Source organism: Staphylococcus intermedius NCTC 11048 (genome assembly GCF_002902385.1).
GTDB classification, from domain to species: Bacteria; Bacillota; Bacilli; order Staphylococcales; family Staphylococcaceae; genus Staphylococcus; species Staphylococcus intermedius.
In genome coordinates, this window is sequence record NZ_PPQH01000038.1 from 17,609 (window position 1) to 36,827 (window position 19,219).

Sequence of the window (19,219 nt, forward strand, 5' to 3'; positions counted from 1 at the left end):
TTGAGTAACTTTTGAGAAGAATGGAGAACAGAACACTGTAACATCAGTTTCTGTCCCACACCCCTGCATATGGAGAATGAAATGATTTTTCGTTTCTTCTCCTATATGTGTGTAAACAAAGTATTGTTTATAATTTAATTATTTAGGAGGAAAGAACGTGGCATTTGAATTTAGATTACCCGATATCGGTGAAGGTATCCACGAAGGTGAAATCGTAAAGTGGTTTGTTAAAGCTGGAGACACTATTGAAGAAGATGACGTACTATGTGAAGTACAAAATGATAAATCAGTTGTAGAAATCCCATCTCCTGTAAGCGGTACAGTACTTGAAGTATTAGTTGACGAAGGTACTGTAGCAGTTGTAGGTGACACAATTGTTAAAATTGATGCACCAGACGCTGAAGAAATGGAATTCAAAGGCGGACACAGTAACGATGCTCCGGCACAAGCTGAAGAAGCTAAAGAAGAAGCCCCTAAAGAAGAAGCGGCTCCTGCTGCTCAAGAAGCGGTAGAAGTTGATGAAAACAGACATGTCAAAGCAATGCCATCAGTGCGTAAATATGCACGTGACAATAATGTGAACATTAAAGCTGTTAATGGTACAGGTAAAAATGGTAGAATTACTAAAGAAGATGTAGATGCATACTTAAATGGTGGTGGACAAGCAGCACCTGCTCAAGACACTGCATCAGCTGAGTCTTCAGAAGCAACAACTGCACCAGCAACATCAGCACCAGCAGTTTCAACTGAAGGTGAATTCCCTGAAACAACTGAAAAAATCTCTGCTATGCGTAAAGCAATCGCAAAAGCAATGGTGAACTCTAAACACACTGCGCCACACGTAACATTAATGGACGAAATTGATGTTCAAGAGTTATGGGATCACCGTAAGAAGTTTAAAGAAATTGCAGCTGAACAAGGTACTAAATTAACATTCTTACCTTATGTTGTTAAAGCTTTAGTATCAGCATTGAAAAAATACCCAGCACTTAACACTTCATTTAACGAAGAAGCTGGCGAAGTTGTACAAAAACACTACTGGAACATTGGTATCGCAGCAGATACAGACAGAGGTCTTTTAGTTCCTGTTGTTAAACATGCTGACCGTAAATCAATCTTCCAAATCTCAGATGAAATTAACGAACTTGCTGTAAAAGCACGTGACGGTAAATTAACATCTGATGAAATGAAAGGTGCAACATGTACAATTTCTAACATCGGTTCTGCAGGTGGACAATGGTTCACACCAGTTATCAACCACCCAGAAGTTGCAATCTTAGGTATTGGCCGTATCGCACAAAAACCAATCGTTAAAGATGGCGAAATCGTTGCAGCTCCAGTGTTAGCATTATCACTAAGCTTTGACCACAGACAAATTGATGGTGCAACAGGTCAAAACGCAATGAACCACATCAAGCGTTTATTAAACAATCCAGAACTATTATTAATGGAGGGGTAAAATATGGTAGTCGGAGATTTTCCAATTGAAACAGATACTATTGTCATTGGGGCAGGTCCTGGTGGCTATGTTGCAGCAATTCGTGCAGCACAGTTAGGTCAAAAAGTAACGATCGTTGAAAAAGGCAATTTAGGTGGCGTATGCTTAAACGTAGGTTGTATTCCTTCAAAAGCATTATTAAACGTATCACACCGTTTTGAACAAGCGCAACACGGTGCGGACTTAGGTATCACTGCTGAGAACGTATCTTTAGATTTCGATAAAGTTCAATCTTTTAAAGGTTCAGTCGTTAACAAATTAACTGGCGGTGTTGAATCATTATTAAAAGGTAACAAAGTTGAAATCGTTCGCGGTGAAGCTTACTTCGTTGATGAACACAGCTTACGTGTGATGGACGATAAGAGCGCGCAAACTTACAACTTCAAAAACGCTATCGTAGCAACAGGTTCACGTCCAATTCAAATTCCTAACTTTGAATTTGGTGGCCGTATCCTTGACTCTACAGGTGCATTAAACTTACAAGAAGTACCTAAAAAATTAGTTGTCGTTGGTGGCGGTTATATCGGTTCAGAATTAGGTACTGCCTATGCAAACTTCGGTACTGAAGTAACAATTCTTGAAGGTGCAAAAGAAATCCTTGGTGGTTTCGAAAAACAAATGGTTGCGCCAGTTAAAAAAGAAATGAAAGCTAAAGGCATGATCATCGAAACAGAAGCTTTAGCGAAATCAGCTGAAGAAACTGAAAACGGTGTGAAAGTAACATACGAAGTTAAAGGCGAAGAGAAAACAATCGAAGCAGACTACGTATTAGTAACTGTAGGTCGTCGTCCAAACACTGACGAACTTGGTTTAGAAGAAATTGGCGTGAAATTAACTGACCGCGGTTTAGTTGAAGTTGACAAACAAAGCCGTTCATCTGTTGACAGTATCTATGCAATTGGTGATATCGTTCCTGGTCTACCACTTGCACACAAAGCAAGCTACGAAGCTAAAATCGCAGCTGAAGCGATTGCAGGACAAAATTCAGAAGTGGATTACATCGGTATGCCTGCAGTATGTTTCACTGAGCCTGAATTAGCACAAGTGGGTTACACTGAAGCACAAGCGAAAGAAGAAGGTTTAGAAATCAAAGCTTCTAAATTCCCTTACCAAGCAAACGGCCGTGCATTATCTTTAAATGATACAAACGGTTTCGTTAAACTTGTAACACTTAAAGAAGATGATACACTTATCGGTGCACAAGTTGTGGGTACAAACGCTTCAGACGTGATTGCTGAACTTGGTTTAGCTATTGAAGCTGGTATGAACGCTGAAGATATCGCTTTAACAGTTCACGCTCACCCAACATTAGGTGAAATGAGCATGGAAGCTGCTGAAAAAGCTTTAGGTTTACCAATTCATACAATGTAATTAAGAAGAGTTGAATAGATAGGGGCTGTGCAGAAGTTGCGCAGTCTCTTTTTTAATTGAACAGCGATTGTTCTGTTATCAAAGTGGGATACAAAAATATGGCGATCTCATTGAATACGATGTACGGTAACGCTCATGCCACCTCATTTTTTTAATCAGTTTATATGCATGAGGCTGGGACATTAATGATATCCAAGACCTATTCGTGGAACTATATCTTCAATAAATGATAATAACAACGAAAATGAGGAAGAATTGGACATAAAAAGTGGGTGATATGGATTGTCTTCATATTAGAAACTTGCCCTCTACTTCCTGTATTTGGAGTTAGATTGCCAGAAGGCTGAGACTCTTGAGGGATGAAGTTAAAAACAAAATAACGTCATTTAACTTTGATAGTGGATGGTGTTTATCGCAGTAGCTGTCTGACTTCTCAATCACTTAGGTTTTGAGAAGTCTAGTCAGCCTTGCGGGGGCCGTACGACGAAATCTTTGTTACTTATGAGATTTCTGTACGGCTCCCAAAATCCACTAATGCTTCAACAAATGTAACAGTTTAATCAAGCGTTAGTTAGTTGAAGGGTCAGCCCCTAAGAAACGCGAAGCCATGAAGGCAATCAAATATACAATTCATAGTGGGAGGGCAAGTTAAACAAAATACTGCATCCACAGCATCAAAAATGATTATGTCCAACCTCCATATCAGTACAATCATCAATGATCAAGCGAATAAAAGCTCAATACCACGACTCATCATGACGCAGCACTTTAAAAATGAAGGAAAATGATTTATAGTCAACATGAATCGCCAATGATAAAGGAGTGAAATGATGGAATACACATACCCAATAGATGTCGACTGGTCACAAGAAGAAATGGTGGCAGTCATCTCATTTTTCAACGCCATTGAAGCGTATTATGAAAGCCAAGTTGAACGTGAATTATTGATGATACGATACCGTGAATTTAAACAGGTCGTACCAGGGAAAGCGGATGAAAAAAACATGTTCAACGACTTTAAACAACAAAGTGGTTATGACAGTTATCAAGTGGTGAAACAGGCGAAACAAAATCCTGATCAAAAAACTTTAAAGAACAGCTAAAAAAGTATTGTAATTTAGCTTGCGATTTGTTATTTTTATTAAGCGTTAAACAAAATGTTTAGTAAAAGTAAACAAGTCGCTTTTTTTGAGTGGAGGGACTCTATGGAGATTGGACAAAAGATAAAAAATTTAAGACGTTTAAAAAACTTGACGCAAGAGGAACTCGGGGAACGGACGGATTTGTCTAAAGGTTATATTTCTCAAATAGAAAGTAATAAAACGTCACCCAATATGGAAACTTTTTTAAATATTTTAGAGGTGCTCGGCACGTCACCACGCGATTTTTTTGATGACAAGCAAGTAGCAAAAGTACATTATCCCAAAAGTGAACAGTTAAGTTACTGTGAAGATGAAAAGGGCTATTATTTGCAGTGGCCAGTCAAACGTTCGAACGAGTTTGATATGGAGCCATTACTCTTAACGTTAGAACCACACGCTTCGTATAAAGATTTTCAACCTTCTACCTCAGATACGTTCGTATACTGTTTAGAAGGCGCAGTGACCTTAACTTTAGGGGAGCAACAATATACTGCAGAAAAAGGGGATGCATTATATTTTAAAGCGATTGCTACTCATCGTTTATCTAACTCAGGTCAAACGAGTGCGAAATTAATGATTGTTGCAACGTCATCGTATTTATAGGAGGTTTTAAAGAATTGAGTGAATTACTGAAGTTTAAAAATGTTACAAAGAAATATGATACAACGACCATTTTGAATGATATTGATTTAGAAATCGAATCAGGACATTTTTATACCATTCTAGGGCCATCAGGTTGTGGTAAAACAACAATGCTGAAATTGATCGCAGGCTTTGAAACCCCCGATGCTGGTGAAGTGATCTATTTAGGGAAAAATATTAATCAACTCCCTGCCAATCAACGTCAAGTGAACACAGTCTTCCAAGATTATGCATTGTTTCCACATTTGAACGTCTATGATAACGTTGCATTTGGTTTGAAGTTAAAAAAGATGAAAAAAGATCAAATTGAGAAAAAAGTGACAGAAGCATTAAAACTCGTTAAATTAGAGGACTATATGTACAGTGAGATTCATGCATTAAGCGGGGGACAAAAACAACGTATTGCAATGGCACGCGCAATTGTGAACGAACCTGAAATATTGTTGTTAGATGAGTCTTTATCTGCTTTAGATTTAAAGTTACGTACAGAGATGCAATATGAGTTACGCGAATTGCAATCGCGGTTAGGTATTACATTTGTATTCGTGACACATGACCAAGAAGAAGCACTGGCATTAAGCGACTTTATTTTTGTCATGCGTGCAGGTAAAATCGAACAATTCGGGACGCCGCTAGACATTTACGATGAGCCGGTCAATCGCTTTGTAGCAGACTTTATTGGTGAGTCGAACATTGTTGAGGGAACAATGGTGAAAGACTATGTCGTGAATATTTATGGTCAAGACTTTGACTGTGTGGATAAAGATATTCCACCTCAAACGTTAGTGGATGTTGTGATTCGTCCAGAAGATATTACACTTGTACCGGAAGAAGAAGGGCTGTTTAAAGCGACTGTGACGAGTTCGTTATTTAGAGGTGTCCACTATGAGATGATTTGTGAAGACCGTAAAGGCTATGAGTGGATGATTCAATCAACGAAAAATGCAGAAATTGGGACACGTGTAGGCTTGGACTTCGAACCAGAAGCGATCCATATTATGGTTCCGGGAGAAACTGAAGAAGAGTTCGACAAACGTATTGAAGGTTATGGTGAGTTAAATCATGAAACACATTAATCGTTGGCTCGCTATACCGTATTTACTTTGGATGGTTTTCTTCATTGTCATTCCAGTTATTTTACTTTGTTACTTTTCATTTGTTGATGATCATGGTCATTTCACATTAATGAATTACGAACAATTTTTCTCTGTCCGTTATATGAGAATGCTGTTTGAGTCTATTGTGTATGCGATTTTAATTACGTTGATTTGTTTATTAGTGAGTTATCCAGCAGCATACTTTATTCATCAATCACGACATGCAGCGTCTTGGCTACTCATCATGATTATTCCGACATGGATGAATTTACTACTTAAGACATATGCATTTATTGGGATTTTCAGTCATGATGGACTTATCAATAAAATTTTGATGGCTTTTAACATGCCATCTCAATCGATTTTATTTACTGCACCTGCATTTATTTTTGTAGCGGCATATATTTATATCCCATTCATGTTGTTACCGATATACAACAGTATGAAAGATATCCCTAATCAGCTGTTTTTCGCAGCACAAGATTTAGGTGCGAATACGTTCACTGTCATTCGTAAAGTATTACTTCCTTTAACTGCTGAAGGTGTCAAAACAGGGATTCAAGTTACGTTTATTCCTGCATTATCACTTTTCATGATTACGAGACTGATCGCTGGTAACAAAGTCATCAATATTGGTACAGCGATTGAAGAGCAATTTTTAGTCATTCAAAACTTTGGAATGGGTTCGACAATTGCGCTCTTCTTAGTGTTATTCATGGCATTAGTTATGATTTTAACACGTAGTAAGCATAAGGGAGGCGCTTCAAAATGAGATGGTATGGAAAGTTTTATTTAATCACGATGTTAGTTGTATTGTACTTACCTATTTTCTTTTTAATGCTGTACTCGTTTAATAGTGCAGGGAATATGTTTCAGTTTGAAGGCTTCACGTGGGAACATTATCAAACATTATTTGACAACAAACGATTACTACAAGTTGTGTTCAATACGATTGCGGTTGCACTATTAGCAGCAGGTATTGCGACAATCATCGGAATCTTTGGGGCGTTGTTGTTGTATCAATTGCGCAATCAAACGCTTAAAATATCGTTGTTAACGTTAAATAACGTGCTCATGGTGTCATCAGATGTGGTCATCGGTGCGTCATTTTTAATTATGTTTACAGCGTTAGGACATTTCACGGGATTTGGTTTAGGCTTTACGTCTGTCCTCATCTCACATATTGCGTTTTGTATTCCAATTGTAGTCATTATCGTATTGCCTAAGTTATATGAAATGAATGACTCGATTATGAATGCCGCACGTGATTTAGGGGCGTCAGAGTTTCAACTGTTAAGCAAAGTCGTCATTCCTCATATTATGCCAGGAATTATTGGTGGCTTTTTCATGGCATTAACGTACTCATTGGATGATTTTACAGTGAGTTTCTTCGTTACCGGAAATGGCTTCAGTGTATTATCTGTAGAAGTTTATTCTATGGCTCGACGCGGTATTAGTATGGAGATTAACGCCATTTCTACCATTCTGTTTGCGTTAATTATGCTTGGTTTATTAATTTATCAAGTGATTCAACGCCAAAAACAAAAAATTCAATCTAATAAAAGAGGTGTGTCATTATGAAACAATTAATACAGCTCGTTGGTGGTGCACTCATTTTGGGTTTAATCAGTTTAGGCGTTGGGTATTGGATTAATCATGACGGTATAGGTGGCAAGCAACAAGAAAAATTGTACGTCTACAACTGGGGAGAATATATCGATCCTGAGTTGCTTGACCAGTTTGAAGAAGAAACAGGCATCAAAGTGGTTTACGAAACATTCGATTCAAACGAGGCTATGGAAGCAAAAATTCGTAACGGAGGCACACATTATGATGTCGCATTCCCGAGTGATTATACGATTGAAAAAATGAGGAAAGAACATTTGCTTCGACCACTGGATCACAAACAGCTTCCAAATATGAAACATCTCGACCCCTATTATATGAATCAACCGTTTGATCCTAATAATAAATATTCAATTCCTTACTTTTTTGGGACTGTTGGTATTTTATATGATAAAGAAAAATATAAGGATATCGATTTTAACAGTTGGCGTGCATTGAGAGATCCGAGACTTAAAAATGATGTTCTCTTAGTCGATGGCGCACGTGAAATTATGGGGATTTCACTGAATAGTTTAGGGTATAGCTTAAATGATAAAAATCCAGAACATCTCAAACAAGCGGAACAGCATCTTAAAACATTTGCGCCTAACATTCGTGGTGTCGTAGGTGACGAAATTCAAATGATGCTGGAACAACATGAAGCAAGTGCAGCAGTGATTTGGAGTGGTTCCGCAGCCCCTGTGTTCCATGAAGACGAACGTTTTGATTATGTGGTTCCGAAAGAAGGTTCAAATTTGTGGTTTGACAATATGGTCATTCCAAAAACAGCGCAAAATGTTGAAGGGGCACATAAATTTATCAATTTCTTGCTAGACCCAGAAGTGAATAAACAAAATACTGAATGGGTAGAGTATGCAACACCGAATGAAACAGCGAGAAAGCAATTGCCTGAAGAGATTCGTAATGATGAACGTGTTTACCCTACACGTGAAGAGCAAAAAAGATTAGAAGTATATCATGATTTAGGGCCAGATGTTTTAAGTGAATACAACGAACGTTTTCTTAATTTTAAAATGGCACTTTAACTGCGATTGTAGTGATTTCGCCAAAGTTTAGTTATAATGAGGAGAGTAAGTTAATTATGAGGAGTGAAAGCATGGCAGGAGAAACATATACACATATTAGTCGTCCTGTAAATCGACTCGCCGAAAAAATATTAGGTTGGTTGAGTTGGCTATTGCTGCTAGGTACTACTGTGGTCGCGATGTTTTTCGGCTTAGTTTTGTTTAGTAATGAAAGTTCAATTCAAAGTTTAGAAAATAGTATTGCGAATAACGCGACTTTACAGGAGTTATTAACCAATAATAATATGAATGCAACTCAGTTTGTCATCATGTTGCAAAATGGTGTATGGGCATTTATCGTATATTTAATCGTATGTCTATTGATTTCATTCCTAGCATTGATTTCAATGAATCACCGCATCGTATCAGGTTTATTATTTTTACTCGTGGCGATTGTCACATTACCGTTATTCTTTATCTTAGTGCCACTCTTCTTCTTTATTATTGCGTTGATGATGTTTATTAGAAAAGAGAAATATGAAGTGGTACCGACATATTATGATGAAGGTTACTCATATGGACCATATGCCAATCAGGAACCACATCAGCAGCAAACTGAGACGTATCACGAACCTGCTGCATACTCAGAACATGAACGTCCATCAACTGAACCGTATCAGACTTATGATGAAACATCGGCTTACGAAGCTTCATCAGTAAACGATGATGGACCTGAAGTGTTATCACGTTCTGCTAAATATCATCAAAAGCCTCAGAAACATCAAGAGGTGTCTCAAGTCGAACAAATGGACAATGAAGCGGATGATACATTAGTCTATGATAGTCGAGCGATGTCGAGAAATGCAGCGCAACGTCAACAAGATGATGAAATGGCGACGGATGCTGATGCAGAAAATGATGCGGCATCGATGTCTAGAGCCGAAATCAAACAACAACGTAAAGAAGAAAAGAAAGCACGTAAAGCACACGAAAAAGAGCAACGCAAACTTCGACCAAGTGCTTCCTCTCAACGACGTCAAAATTATGATGATCGGATGAAATTACAACAAGATCGTTCAAAAAATGATTCACAAGTCGATAAAGAGCAATAAAAAAATATAAAAAAAGGATAGGCCACTGGATGTGAGACATACAACAACACGCGGCTTGCGCAAAGTTGAAAAGTATCTCATGACAGGTGGCCTATCCGTTTTTTGTTATGTCATATTTTTTAAGATTAAGACACATATAAATTTTAACTGATAATGAAAGTGAATAAATTATAGTATGGTTTATTTTAATAAAAACAGGTAATATACTAAGCAAGGAGGGTTTTTAGATGACAAATCAATATACGTATAACGAACAACAAAATCATCATGCGTTTAACAACGATTTAAACAAGACTCAAAAACCATTTAAGCGTACGGTTGAAAAAGTATTAAGTTGGATAGGCATTGTATTACACATTATTTGGATTGTGGCATTAGTCGGTTTAGTTCAATTGATTCAAACGCCAGAATTCCAACAAGAAATCGAAGCAACAGGCCAAGATATGTCACAGTTAGATTATTTAGGTCCAAGTTCATTTCTACTGCCACTCATTCCAGTCCTCTTTGCGATTGTAGCAGTGTTTATTTTTAAAAAGAACATTTTAGCAGGTATTCTTTTAATTTTAGCAGCTGTAACGGGTGTATTTCTAAGTGTTAGCCTCATTGCTGGGTTACTCTGGTTGATTGCAGGTATTATGCTTATTGTACGTAAACCTAAACGTCAAGATGCGATGATGTATCATGATCCAAACCATTCAAACGGTGTCAATCGTCAGCAAACAACAACGGATCCATATGTTTATGGACAAGAGACAACAAAATCAGTGAATGACGAACAGCGTGTTGAACGTGAATCAGATTTTAAACCAGAAACCCATCATGAAGAGCGTAATGGATTCGAACAAAATGTTAGAGATGATTCAACAGATGTGAAAAAAGACCTGAATGAAAATAAGGACGATTCAGAAGACCGTCTTCGTTAATAATAAAAAACTCAAGTGTGTTTGGACAATATCCTGGCATACTTGAGTTTTTTTAATTTAGCGCGATAGTGTTGTCACATGCGATATTGTTCATACATTTGAGTCGTCATGAGCGGTGTGAGCTACAAATAAAAAAAGACAGGTATGGGACATGTAGCATTCCCAGCGCCTATCTTTTTAAGGACTTATAGCGATTGATGTTATTGATAAAATTTTAATAACTGTTCAAATGTATCTTCCAAAAATGCGATGAAAGCGCGGTCTGATTTCAAGTGTTCAGATTTTGGCGTAATCGCACGGGCAACAAAAAACTCACCTTTTTTCACGTTTTTCGCACGTGTGATGCCTTTTACAATTTCTTCTTTCGACATGTCTTGAATACGTGATTTCGCTGGTTGCATATGGTCTAATGAAATTTGGAAGTCTTCTGGCAAGTTCATAATGGTATCTAACTTTTGCTCGAATACTTTGACATCCTCTGCCTTATTTGGATCCTCATGCATCACGCCGTACATCACAAATAAATGGTCTTCAAACAAGCCAATTTGGAAATGAGGCATCATTTTATAACCACGCTTATTCGTCGCAAATGCCACCCATGTGTCTTTAGGTGGATTTACTTTACGACGTGCGTGTTTCGCGACATGTGCATAAAATGTTTCACCTGTTACCGTTTCTAGATAATCCGTAAAATAGTCACCTAAAGCATTCAGTTGAGGACGAATTTGCTTTTCAAGTCCTTCCATACGTGCGTCAAGTCCGTCTATTTGAAAAACTTTAAAATCTTTTGGTTTAAATATGTATTTGGTCATGAATTTACCTCCTTGGCGTATGTCTATGAAATTGATTTAATTGTAGCATATTACAGTCGTTTGAACATTTAAATTGAACCAAATTAGTGTATAATGAATGCAATAGGAGTGAGGCAAATGCATTTATATGATTATGCGAAAAGTCTAGTATTAGAAGCGGGGAATAATGTTCGAAAATGGATGGTGGAAGACCTCGCTATAGAAGAAAAGTCAAACCCCAATGATCTCGTTACAAATGTAGATAAAGCGATTGAACAATTTATCGTACAACAAATTCAGGAAAGTTATCCGCATCATCGCATTATTGGTGAAGAAGGGCACGGTCATGATATTACGTCTACAGAAGGTGTCGTTTGGGTCATTGATCCAATCGATGGGACGCTTAATTTTATTCATCAACGTGAGAATTTTGCGATTTCAGTAGGTATTTTTAAAGATGGCGTACCGTATGCAGGTTTTGTATATGATGTGATGGCTGATTTATTATATCACGCTAAAGTGGGTCATGGTGCTTACATTAATCAAAATGAGATTCCACAATTAGAGGGCACACGCGTCCGTGAAAGTATTATCGGAATGAATCCGAACTGGTTAACGAAACCGATTTTAAGCTCTATCTTACAACCGATCATTAGTGATTCGAGAAGTGCGCGTGCATACGGTTCAGCTGCATTGGAAATTGTTTATGTTGCGACAGGGCAACTTGCAGCCTATTTAACACCAAGACTACAGCCATGGGACTATGCAGGAGGAATGGTGATTTTAAACGAAGTGGGTGGTGTGGCAACTAACTTTGCAGGAGAGTCGTTATCAATCACTGCGCCAAACTCTATTTTAATGGGAAATGCGCAAGTCCATGAAGAAATCAGACAAGACTATTTGCAAAATTATGATCATGTGTTGACCGCTTTACAACAAAAGTTTAAACGCAAATAAATTTTAAGTTATGACAACTAACATCATTCGAATACATACATCGCTACAAGGACATTCAATGTGTAGCGATGTTTTTTTGAGTGGAAAACGGGCAATAATGATAGTGAAATAAAAAAGAGAGTGCCTATGAGCAATCGTCAGGCATTCTCTTATGTCATCGTATATCAACCTCGTCACTGGCGCATAATGTTGCGAGAGTGATGGGATATCAAGGGACGCATTTGATTCAGTTATAACCAATCATTTTCACGATATTTCTTTTTTAATGTAAAGCCAACACCAAATGTAACGACCATTAAGATAAACGTCACAATCATCCAAAAAATGTTTGTTGCAGCAATAGCAAAGCTAAACATCGTTAAAAAGAATACAGCGATGATTGCAAGAATTAAAAAAATGGATTGAGATTTTTTCATTATCAGCCCACCTCACTGTTTCTTCATTCCATTTCTATGATATAATAAACGAGTTGTAAAAGAAAGTGATAATTTACCCGAGAAAGGAATTACAGTATGACAAAATTTAGAGAAGATGTTCGTAACATTGCGATTATCGCTCACGTAGACCATGGTAAAACAACTTTGGTTGATGAATTATTAAAACAATCCGGTATTTTTAGAGAAAATGAACGTGTAGAAGAACGTGCGATGGACTCAAATGATTTGGAGAGAGAACGCGGTATTACAATTTTAGCGAAAAATACTGCCGTTGACTATAAAGATACGAGAATCAATATTTTAGATACGCCAGGACACGCCGACTTTGGTGGAGAAGTAGAACGTATTATGAAAATGGTGGATGGTGTTGTATTAGTCGTTGACGCATATGAGGGGACAATGCCACAAACGCGTTTCGTATTGAAAAAAGCGTTAGAACAAAACTTAAAACCTGTTGTCGTTGTGAATAAAATTGATAAACCTTCAGCCCGTCCGGAAGGGGTTGTCGATGAAGTATTAGATTTATTTATTGAATTAGACGCCAATGATGAGCAGCTTGATTTCCCTGTTGTATATGCTTCAGCCATTAACGGTACAGCAAGCTTAGATCCAGAGAAACAAGACGAAAATATGCAAAGCCTATACGAAACGATTTTAGAATATGTGCCAGCACCAGTGGACAACAGAGATGAACCATTACAGTTCCAACCTGCCTTATTAGATTATAACGATTATGTAGGACGTATCGGTATCGGTCGTATTTTCAGAGGAACGATGCGTGTCGGTGAAAGTGTATCCTTAATTAAATTAGACGGCTCAGTGAAAAACTTCCGTGTAACAAAAATATTCGGTTATTTCGGTCTGAAACGTGAAGAAATCCAAGAAGCATATGCTGGAGACCTTATTGCAGTATCGGGTATGGAAGACATTAACGTAGGTGAAACGATTACACCACAAGATCACCAAGATGCATTACCAGTGTTACGTATTGATGAACCAACACTTGAGATGACATTTAGAGTGAACAACTCTCCATTTGCTGGACGTGAAGGACAATTTGTGACAGCACGTCAAATCCAAGAACGTCTAGACAATCAATTAGAAACAGATGTGTCATTAAAGGTTACACCAACAGATTCACCAGATGCGTGGACTGTTGCCGGTCGTGGTGAGTTACACTTGTCAATTTTAATTGAAAATATGCGTCGTGAAGGTTTTGAATTACAAGTTTCTAAACCGCAAGTCATTTTAAAAGACATTGATGGCGTATTACACGAGCCATTTGAACGTGTACAAACGGAAGTACCAGAAGAATATGCCGGTGCGATTATTGAATCTTTAGGTCAACGTAAAGGTGAAATGGTCGATATGGTAACGACTGATAATGGTTTAACACGTCTTATCTTTAACGTACCTGCCCGTGGCTTAATCGGTTATACGACGGAATTTATGTCAATGACTCGTGGTTACGGTATCATCAACCATACATTTGATGAATTTAGACCACGCATTAAAGGACGTATCGGTGGACGTCGTAATGGTGTACTTGTTTCTATGGATCAAGGTTCAGCGAGTGAGTATGCGATTTTAGGACTTGAAGACCGCGGTATCAACTTTATGGAACCAGGTACAGAAGTGTATGAAGGTATGATCGTTGGACAAAACAACCGTGAAAATGATTTGACAGTGAATATTACAAAAGTTAAACATCAAACAAACGTGCGTTCAGCGACAAAAGACCAAACTGAAACGATGAAGAAACCACGTAAATTATCATTGGAAGAAGCTTTAGAATTCATTAATGATGACGAGCTTGTGGAAGTAACACCAGAAAATGTACGTTTAAGAAAGAGAATCTTAAACAAAGGTCAACGTGAAAAAGAAGCCAAACGTATTAAACAAATGATGGAATCAGAAGAATAATTAAAAATTTAAGTGTGTGTTTTAAATCAAAAGGATACACTGAATGATATGAAAAGCAATCGCATTCAATGAGTGCGGTTGTTTTTTATGTTGGTATGATGAAAATGTGCGCCCTCTCATTTACAATAAAGTAATAAATGTGAGTCTTGACGTGTTTATTCACATATATGAATTGTATTTTTTATACCGATATTCCGAATAAGTTATATTTTTAATCAAACTCTCAATATATTTAAACTACAAAATCAATTATTAAGTCTCGGGAATTAAAAAGGTATATTAATTAGTATGTTTTAGAAGTAATTTCATTTTTAAGCTAATTATTTTGTTTTTCATAGTCGATATATTAAAATGAAGGCAGTTAATGAGTAGGAGGGAAATACAGTGAACAAAAAGTATGAAAAATTATTTGAAACACTTGAATTACCCAACGGAACAACATTAAGAAATCGTTTCGTTTTAGCACCTATGACACACACATTATCTCATGATGATGGCACTGCCTCAGATGTCGAATTGGATTATATGGAATCTCGCTCAAAGGATGTCGGTTTAGCCATTACAGCAGCAACTTATGTCAATGAAGAGGGGAAAGCATTTCCAGGAGAACCATCTATTTCTAAAGAGGAAGATCTTGAGGGCTTAAGAGCACTTGCAAAAAGAATGAAAAAAGGTGGCGCAAAAGCGATTGTACAAATCCATCATGGTGGTGCGAAAGGCTTACCTGAATGGGTACCCCAAGGTGACGTTAAAGCGCCAAGTGCTGTTTCAACTGTCGGCTTCGGTCATACTGAACCACATGATGCACGTGAAATGGCTGCAGAAGAAATTGATCAAATGATTAACGACTTCGGTAAAGCAACTTCACTTGCGATTCAGGCTGGATTTGATGGTGTGGAAATTCACGGGGCTAACCACTACATTATCGAACAATTCCAATCACCGTATTACAACCGTCGTGATGACAAATGGAAAGATTTATTTGCTGTACCTAATGCAATTGCAGATGAAGTATTACGTGTAGCTAAAGAAGAAGGACCTAAAGACTTTATTGTTGGTTACCGTTTTTCACCTGAAGAAGCAGAAGATCCAGGTATTACAATGGATAACACTGAAAAATTAGTCAAACATTTAATCAAAAAGCCACTCGATTATTTGCACGTATCATTAATGAATGTGCATTCCGTTGTACGACGTGGTGAACATGAAGGTCAAAAACGTGTTGATCTGATCTTAGATTGGATGGAAGACCGTATGCCACTTATCGCAATCGGTTCTGTATTCTCAGCAGATGACGCGTTAAGTGCCATCGATACAGGTGTGCCTTTAATTGCGATGGGTCGTGGATTGTTATTTGACGAAAATTTCATTAGTAAAATTCGAGAAGGTCGGGAAAGTGAAATAATTTCTTACTTCGATCCTGAAAGAGAAGACCATCACAACATGCCATATTTATTATGGAAAGCATTTGCTGATCAATTTTATCCATATCCGAAAAAACCTCAGGCATAAGCTGAGATAATTGATATAACAAAGGCGAATCGCATGCACGTCATTCACGTGTCTGCCATTCGCCTTTTGCTATTGTTAATTATATCGCTTATGAAATAGGTTGGTGTTGGGACATGAGTTTCCCCAGTCTTTACATTTTATGCGAAAGCGTTAGTCCTTTTCATGATAGCCATCAGCGGCTTTATTATCATTTGTGGAAAAAATAGGTGGTCGCTGTTTCGGTGTATCAAGACGACTCTTACATTCATCGCACATAAACGTTTTAATTGGATTATTTTTCAGACGTTTCGCTAATCGTGTATTTTCATCTAACAAAACTTCAGTGTCACATATGATGCAAGTGACTTTACGCATTTTAGAACACCTCTATATGTGTGACGTGCTTGAAAACATAAGCATAACCTTCATCTAAAGTATAAACAAAACTATCTACACCATTATCTTGGTAAAGACGTTTGCCATCTTTTGCGAATTGAAAGAAAAGATAAGGCAAAAGGTCGAATGGCACATCGATATGCGCTTCATCATTTGATAGTCGAATGGTCGTTACGTTTTCTAAAGGTTCTGCGTTTTTGAAAAAGGGTGTCATATTCATCGCAAATGAACCTTTTAATACAGCACGCTTTTTATATTCAATTTCAGAATTTAAAGTAGGTGGATTCGTTTGACCTTCTAAAATGGCACGATTCCATTCTCTGTTATCATCAAACTCAATCGGTTTTTGCCCCTCAAAAATACCTTTTTCTAAATCCTCAAGTGAGATTTTTCGATCGTCAAAAATCCACGTCGTACTATCGAGTGTAATTGGAAATTTAACGTCACCTTTTATTTGAATCATTTGTATGCACTCCCTCAGTTTAGCTACGTATATTTTAACATACTTGTCCTAGAGCGTATGCCAAATTTACTTGCTTTTTAACAATCGATGAGATAAACTTTTTACATAAGAAGAAAATTAATAGGGGGACTATGTCATGAGCAAGCAACAACAAATGAGCAATGCTGCATATGACCAACTGAATAAAGACGCAGATCGTATTTTACAACTCATTAAAGTTCAAATAGACAATCTAACACTACCACAATGTCCTTTATACGAGGAAGTTTTAGATACTCAGATGTATGGTTTACAAAAAGAGGTCGACTTTGCAGTGAATCTTGGACTTGTAAGCGAAGAAGATGGCAAGAAGTTAATGTTACGTTTAGAGAAAGAATTATCAAAATTACACGAAGCATTTACTCGCGTTTAATAGTTGCTATCTATATTAATAGCACGTTTTTTCGACGCCTAAGTGCGAGAATTGGATGATTGACACATATGAATAATATGAAAAGACTATTTCGGTATATTTTGAGATCTTCTAAATATATCGATTTTCCATTATTAATCACATATCTTGCACTCTGTTTTATTGGATTAACCATGGTCTATAGTGCAAGTATGGTCGCAGCAACGAGAGGGACACTTACAGGAGGTATTCCTGTTGCAGGTACATATTTTTATACGAGACAACTCATATATGTGATTGTCGGATTTTTTATTGTGTTTTTTATGGCCTATATTATGGACGTAAAAATATTAAAACAACGTAATGTCCAACTTGGAATGATGGGAATCATGCTCGCACTGCTTTTTGCGACATTATTATTTGGTAGTGAGATTAACGGTTCGAGAAGTTGGCTGAAGTTAGGATTTATGAACTTACAAGCATCTGAACTATTGAAGATTGCTATCATACTTTACGTCCCATATATTATAGAAAGAAAGCGCTACGAAATTCAGCGACAGCCTACTGTCATTTTGTGGCCGATTGCATTTGTCGGTTTTTGTCTTGGCCTCGTCTTATTACAAAAAGATGTGGGTCAAACATTGTTGATAGGCGGTATATTTTTTAGCATTATCGTTTATTCTGGGATTGGTGTTAAAAACTTGATTAAAATCGGTTCATACGCGATGTTAGCTTTAGTTGTCGTGATTTTAATTATTGTGATATTCCGTATTAATATTTTACCATCATATTTAACAGCACGTTTTAGCGCGTTGGAAAACCCATTTAATTATGAGTCTGGCATTGGTTACCATTTATCGAATTCGCTACTCGCTATTGGTAATGGTGGACTGTTTGGACGAGGATTAGGCAACAGTATCATGAAACTAGGTTACTTACCTGAACCGCATACAGACTTTATTTTTGCGATTATTAGTGAAGAACTTGGTTTCGTTGGGGCTTTTATCGTGTTAGCCATGATTTTCTTTATCGTCTATCGCGCTTTCGAATTAGCTTCACGTACATCATCATACTTCTACAAATTAGTATGTGTCGGGATTGCGAGTTATATCGCTTTACAAACATTTGTTAACTTAGGTGGTATTTCAGGTTTGATTCCGTTAACTGGTGTACCGCTCCCATTTATCAGTTTTGGAGGGTCATCGATGCTTAGTTTAAGTATCGCAATGGGTCTGTTACTCATTATTGCGAAACAGATTAAATATGATGATGCGAAACAACGCTACATGAAAAAGCAACAAGCCCAAATGAGACGTTATTAAGTTGAATACATGTACAAAGTATAAAACAGGTTGGGATGATTCCAGCCTGTTTCCTAAATTTAATACCGTGAAACAATAGGAGTAGTTAAATCAATAAACTTTATTTCGCTATTAATATTCTGAAATTTCTGATATAATATTGTTTTCACTTCGAGATTGGGCGATTAGAATAAGCGAAATGTAAATGCGCACCATTGTAGAAAGATTTATGAAAGGCAACATAAAGCAAAGCATAGCGCAAAAATAAAAAGATAAAATTGCATGACTTGAATATCTATATAAAAATTTTGAAAATGGTAAACAATACAGAGAGACAGCAGTCAGTTTGTTGTTAAAATAATATGATGATTTTGAGACTTTAAGATGATATTTTGTCAATGTTATATTTTTACATCGCAATATAGAAAGGAATAGTTATCGAATATGTCACGATAACGATGAAACAGACGAACACGGTCACGGATGAAACTAACAAAAAAAGCGTAACAACATGATGCGATATACTTTGACATCATCAAAAAAGAAAGATACAATGTTAGTTATTAATTTAAATTATTATAAACGATAATTTTTAGTTATTACCTTGTTTGCTTTTGATTTCAAATTTAAAACCATTTTTACACAAGATTCTTT

Annotated in this window: 19 protein-coding genes; 15 read left to right on the forward strand and 4 right to left on the reverse strand. The window is 37.1% G+C overall.

The features are described from left to right. Positions 1-157: 157 nt before the first annotated feature. The 10 genes from CD138_RS08490 to CD138_RS08535 all read left to right on the forward strand — a co-directional run bounded on the left by CD138_RS08490 (position 158) and on the right by CD138_RS08535 (position 10,415). Complete coding sequence (locus CD138_RS08490; protein WP_019169217.1) at positions 158-1,459, forward strand: dihydrolipoamide acetyltransferase family protein; 1,302 nt, start codon at positions 158-160, stop codon at positions 1,457-1,459. A 3-nt stretch (positions 1,460-1,462) separates the two neighbouring features. Beyond that, positions 1,463-2,869, forward strand: coding sequence for a dihydrolipoyl dehydrogenase (gene lpdA / locus CD138_RS08495; protein ID WP_019169216.1), 1,407 nt, complete (start codon positions 1,463-1,465; stop codon positions 2,867-2,869). 830 nt (positions 2,870-3,699) lie between these two features. Continuing rightward, the gene (locus CD138_RS08500) at positions 3,700-3,972 is read left to right on the forward strand and encodes a UPF0223 family protein (protein WP_019168183.1); all 273 of its coding nucleotides are present in this window, start codon (positions 3,700-3,702) and stop codon (positions 3,970-3,972) included. Between the two features lie 102 nt (positions 3,973-4,074). Continuing rightward, on the forward strand, positions 4,075-4,614 hold the full coding sequence (locus CD138_RS08505) for a helix-turn-helix domain-containing protein (protein ID WP_019168182.1): 540 nt from the start codon (positions 4,075-4,077) through the stop codon (positions 4,612-4,614). A 14-nt stretch (positions 4,615-4,628) separates the two neighbouring features. Next, positions 4,629-5,729 carry an ABC transporter ATP-binding protein gene (locus tag CD138_RS08510; protein ID WP_019168181.1) on the forward strand — a complete coding sequence of 367 codons (1,101 nt, stop codon included), beginning with the start codon at positions 4,629-4,631 and terminating at the stop codon, positions 5,727-5,729. Then, positions 5,716-6,522 carry an ABC transporter permease gene (locus tag CD138_RS08515; protein ID WP_019168180.1) on the forward strand — a complete coding sequence of 269 codons (807 nt, stop codon included), beginning with the start codon at positions 5,716-5,718 and terminating at the stop codon, positions 6,520-6,522. The genes CD138_RS08510 and CD138_RS08515 overlap by 14 nt, the downstream gene beginning before the upstream one ends. Next, positions 6,519-7,331 (forward strand): ABC transporter permease, encoded by an 813-nt coding sequence (locus CD138_RS08520; protein WP_019168179.1) that lies wholly within the window; start codon positions 6,519-6,521, stop codon positions 7,329-7,331. The genes CD138_RS08515 and CD138_RS08520 overlap by 4 nt, the downstream gene beginning before the upstream one ends. After that, on the forward strand, positions 7,328-8,401 hold the full coding sequence (locus CD138_RS08525) for an ABC transporter substrate-binding protein (RefSeq protein WP_019168178.1): 1,074 nt from the start codon (positions 7,328-7,330) through the stop codon (positions 8,399-8,401). The genes CD138_RS08520 and CD138_RS08525 overlap by 4 nt, the downstream gene beginning before the upstream one ends. Before the next feature lie 71 nt (positions 8,402-8,472). After that, complete coding sequence (gene auxB, locus CD138_RS08530) at positions 8,473-9,492, forward strand: lipoteichoic acid stability factor AuxB (RefSeq protein ID WP_019168177.1); 1,020 nt, start codon at positions 8,473-8,475, stop codon at positions 9,490-9,492. A gap of 227 nt (positions 9,493-9,719) precedes the next feature. Beyond that, entirely contained in the window at positions 9,720-10,415 is a 696-nt protein-coding gene (locus tag CD138_RS08535) for a DUF4064 domain-containing protein (protein ID WP_019168176.1), read from the forward strand. 200 nt (positions 10,416-10,615) lie between these two features. Here CD138_RS08535 and CD138_RS08540 read toward each other — a convergent pair whose 3' ends face one another. Next, complete coding sequence (locus CD138_RS08540; RefSeq protein WP_019168175.1) at positions 10,616-11,227, reverse strand: YktB family protein; 612 nt, start codon at positions 11,225-11,227, stop codon at positions 10,616-10,618. 117 nt (positions 11,228-11,344) lie between these two features. Here CD138_RS08540 and CD138_RS08545 point away from each other — a divergent pair, with 117 nt between their 5' ends. Beyond that, complete coding sequence (locus CD138_RS08545; protein WP_019168174.1) at positions 11,345-12,163, forward strand: inositol monophosphatase family protein; 819 nt, start codon at positions 11,345-11,347, stop codon at positions 12,161-12,163. 230 nt (positions 12,164-12,393) lie between these two features. On the opposite strand, the gene CD138_RS08550 is transcribed toward CD138_RS08545, so the two are convergent. Beyond that, complete coding sequence (locus CD138_RS08550) at positions 12,394-12,585, reverse strand: DUF5325 family protein (protein ID WP_238310399.1); 192 nt, start codon at positions 12,583-12,585, stop codon at positions 12,394-12,396. 90 nt (positions 12,586-12,675) lie between these two features. Between CD138_RS08550 and typA the strand changes: the two genes are divergently transcribed. Both typA and CD138_RS08560 read left to right on the forward strand, forming a co-directional pair. After that, entirely contained in the window at positions 12,676-14,523 is a 1,848-nt protein-coding gene (gene typA, locus CD138_RS08555) for a translational GTPase TypA (protein ID WP_019168172.1), read from the forward strand. A gap of 384 nt (positions 14,524-14,907) precedes the next feature. Beyond that, a complete protein-coding gene (locus CD138_RS08560) occupies positions 14,908-16,035 on the forward strand; it encodes an NADH-dependent flavin oxidoreductase (RefSeq protein ID WP_019168171.1) in 1,128 nt (375 codons plus the stop codon). 150 nt (positions 16,036-16,185) lie between these two features. Here the strand turns inward: CD138_RS08560 and CD138_RS08565 are convergent, their stop codons facing one another. Together CD138_RS08565 and CD138_RS08570 are read right to left on the reverse strand one after the other, a co-directional pair. Further along, positions 16,186-16,389 (reverse strand): DUF2197 domain-containing protein, encoded by a 204-nt coding sequence (locus CD138_RS08565; RefSeq protein WP_019168170.1) that lies wholly within the window; start codon positions 16,387-16,389, stop codon positions 16,186-16,188. Between the two features lies 1 nt (position 16,390). Continuing rightward, positions 16,391-16,873, reverse strand: coding sequence for a hypothetical protein (locus CD138_RS08570; RefSeq protein WP_019168169.1), 483 nt, complete (start codon positions 16,871-16,873; stop codon positions 16,391-16,393). A 136-nt stretch (positions 16,874-17,009) separates the two neighbouring features. Here CD138_RS08570 and CD138_RS08575 point away from each other — a divergent pair, with 136 nt between their 5' ends. Both CD138_RS08575 and ftsW read left to right on the forward strand, forming a co-directional pair. Further along, positions 17,010-17,285 (forward strand): Fpa/YlaN family protein, encoded by a 276-nt coding sequence (locus CD138_RS08575; RefSeq protein WP_014614230.1) that lies wholly within the window; start codon positions 17,010-17,012, stop codon positions 17,283-17,285. Between the two features lie 68 nt (positions 17,286-17,353). After that, on the forward strand, positions 17,354-18,586 hold the full coding sequence (gene ftsW / locus CD138_RS08580) for a cell division peptidoglycan polymerase FtsW (protein WP_019168168.1): 1,233 nt from the start codon (positions 17,354-17,356) through the stop codon (positions 18,584-18,586). Positions 18,587-19,219: the final 633 nt, after the last annotated feature.

Excerpts from the sequence above, each read along its gene's own strand:
- lpdA (WP_019169216.1), top strand. The coding sequence starts at position 1,463 with ATGGTAGTCGGAGATTTTCCAATTGAAACAGATACTATTGTCATTGGG.
- CD138_RS08500 (WP_019168183.1), top strand. The coding sequence starts at position 3,700 with ATGGAATACACATACCCAATAGATGTCGACTGGTCACAAGAAGAAATG.
- CD138_RS08505 (WP_019168182.1), top strand. The coding sequence starts at position 4,075 with ATGGAGATTGGACAAAAGATAAAAAATTTAAGACGTTTAAAAAACTTG.
- CD138_RS08515 (WP_019168180.1), top strand. The coding sequence starts at position 5,716 with ATGAAACACATTAATCGTTGGCTCGCTATACCGTATTTACTTTGGATG.
- CD138_RS08520 (WP_019168179.1), top strand. The coding sequence starts at position 6,519 with ATGAGATGGTATGGAAAGTTTTATTTAATCACGATGTTAGTTGTATTG.
- CD138_RS08525 (WP_019168178.1), top strand. The coding sequence starts at position 7,328 with ATGAAACAATTAATACAGCTCGTTGGTGGTGCACTCATTTTGGGTTTA.
- auxB (WP_019168177.1), top strand. The coding sequence starts at position 8,473 with ATGGCAGGAGAAACATATACACATATTAGTCGTCCTGTAAATCGACTC.
- CD138_RS08535 (WP_019168176.1), top strand. The coding sequence starts at position 9,720 with ATGACAAATCAATATACGTATAACGAACAACAAAATCATCATGCGTTT.
- CD138_RS08540 (WP_019168175.1), bottom strand. The coding sequence starts at position 11,227 with ATGACCAAATACATATTTAAACCAAAAGATTTTAAAGTTTTTCAAATA.
- CD138_RS08545 (WP_019168174.1), top strand. The coding sequence starts at position 11,345 with ATGCATTTATATGATTATGCGAAAAGTCTAGTATTAGAAGCGGGGAAT.
- typA (WP_019168172.1), top strand. The coding sequence starts at position 12,676 with ATGACAAAATTTAGAGAAGATGTTCGTAACATTGCGATTATCGCTCAC.
- CD138_RS08565 (WP_019168170.1), bottom strand. The coding sequence starts at position 16,389 with ATGCGTAAAGTCACTTGCATCATATGTGACACTGAAGTTTTGTTAGAT.
- CD138_RS08570 (WP_019168169.1), bottom strand. The coding sequence starts at position 16,873 with ATGATTCAAATAAAAGGTGACGTTAAATTTCCAATTACACTCGATAGT.
- CD138_RS08575 (WP_014614230.1), top strand. The coding sequence starts at position 17,010 with ATGAGCAAGCAACAACAAATGAGCAATGCTGCATATGACCAACTGAAT.
- ftsW (WP_019168168.1), top strand. The coding sequence starts at position 17,354 with ATGAATAATATGAAAAGACTATTTCGGTATATTTTGAGATCTTCTAAA.